Origin of the sequence: Vibrio sp. 10N.247.311.51 (genome assembly GCF_041467855.1) — a bacterium.
GTDB lineage: Bacteria > Pseudomonadota > Gammaproteobacteria > Enterobacterales > Vibrionaceae > Vibrio > Vibrio coralliirubri.
Map to the genome: position 1 here is coordinate 1 of NZ_JBFSVK010000076.1, position 1323 is coordinate 1323.

Below are 1323 nucleotides of genomic sequence, written 5' to 3' on the forward strand. Positions count from 1 at the left end.
CACGGAAAAATCATGAACTTCCCCGTCAATAAAGGCTTGCTAGAACCTTTAAAAGATACTCACAATTCATCGCACACATTGCTCTTTTATGTTTAATGCTCGCTTTTAGTGTCGTTTCACTCTTCAGCATGTTTAAGCACATCTGCCTGATCCTTGCGAAGTTTTCTGCACCTGCTTCTGCTCGTTTTCTGCTAGCATCTTCACCGAAAGCTGTGTCTAACGACCAGTGCATCGACTCAACCAACCAATGTGAACGCGTGGCATTTAACAATTCTTTAGCACTTAATTCCTTCGAGCTAATATAGTATCTAACCGTGAATTCTGACTCTTTCGCGACCTCTTCTTTTTGTCGTAAAGAAACAACGATGCCCATTGTTTTTAGCTCTGGCCATTCAAGTCCAACATCACCTAAAACACTCAAATCAGTATTCGTTAAGGCCAGTCTTGTTTCCTGGCGACCACGAGATTTTTCTTGTGTGCTATACGAATTACCATCGTGATTTTGCAGCATACTCATATCGAAATAGTTATTGAACGCTTGCTCTAAACGTCCCTGATTACCTTTAACCGCCAGTAAGTAATCGGCATTCTTATCAAGTATTTTCTGAGCAATTTTCTTTTGGCATCCCATTGCATCAATAGTGACCAAACAACCTGATATATCAAGCAGTTCGAGCAACTCTGGGATAGCGGTGATCTCGTTCGATTTCTCGTACACTTTATGTTGTCCGAGACTAACACCATTTTCAGTCGCAAAAGCGTTTACCATGTGAATAGCACCAAGACCGCGAGAGTCATCATAAGAGCCTCTAACGCTTTTACCGTCAATGGCAATCACTTCACCTTTAGTGAGCTCAGTACAATCCTTCATCCATTCGATAAAGCACTTCTGTAGGCGAGTGGCATTAATCATTCCCATCGCTCTTGCTATTGTCGATGTAGAAGGTACACCATGACTAAAATCACCAAACCGCTTTAAAAAATCTAACTGTGCTTGGCCGTAAAGATGAATGGCTTTCCAATCATCTTGACCGGCAAGTACGGCGCAAATTGTTAACAAAATGATATCAGTTAACTTGTGCTCGACTTTGCCTTGTTGGCGGTAATCTGGGATGACATCAAAATGCATAAATGGGTGTTGGTTACTCACTGTTGGACCTCCAATTTTTCTATGGAGGTATTAGAAAACACTGAAAATGATCTACAAATTGATCATCGGTTAATTGTCAATTATGTGATGGTACTAGCTAACCATATTGAAAAATCGAGTGCCTAACAAGCCACGAAGCCTTTAAATATGGGCATGTACGTGAATTTTCCCTA

The 1323-nt window shown here is 41.0% G+C and carries 1 protein-coding gene; it reads right to left on the minus strand.

All coding sequences use genetic code 11. The annotated features are described in order from the left end of the window. Window positions 1-25: 25 nt before the first annotated feature. Window positions 26-1129, minus strand: coding sequence for an ISAs1 family transposase (locus AB6E85_RS25820; RefSeq protein ID WP_372144821.1), 1104 nt, complete (start codon window positions 1127-1129; stop codon window positions 26-28). Between the last annotated feature and the right edge of the window lie 194 nt (window positions 1130-1323).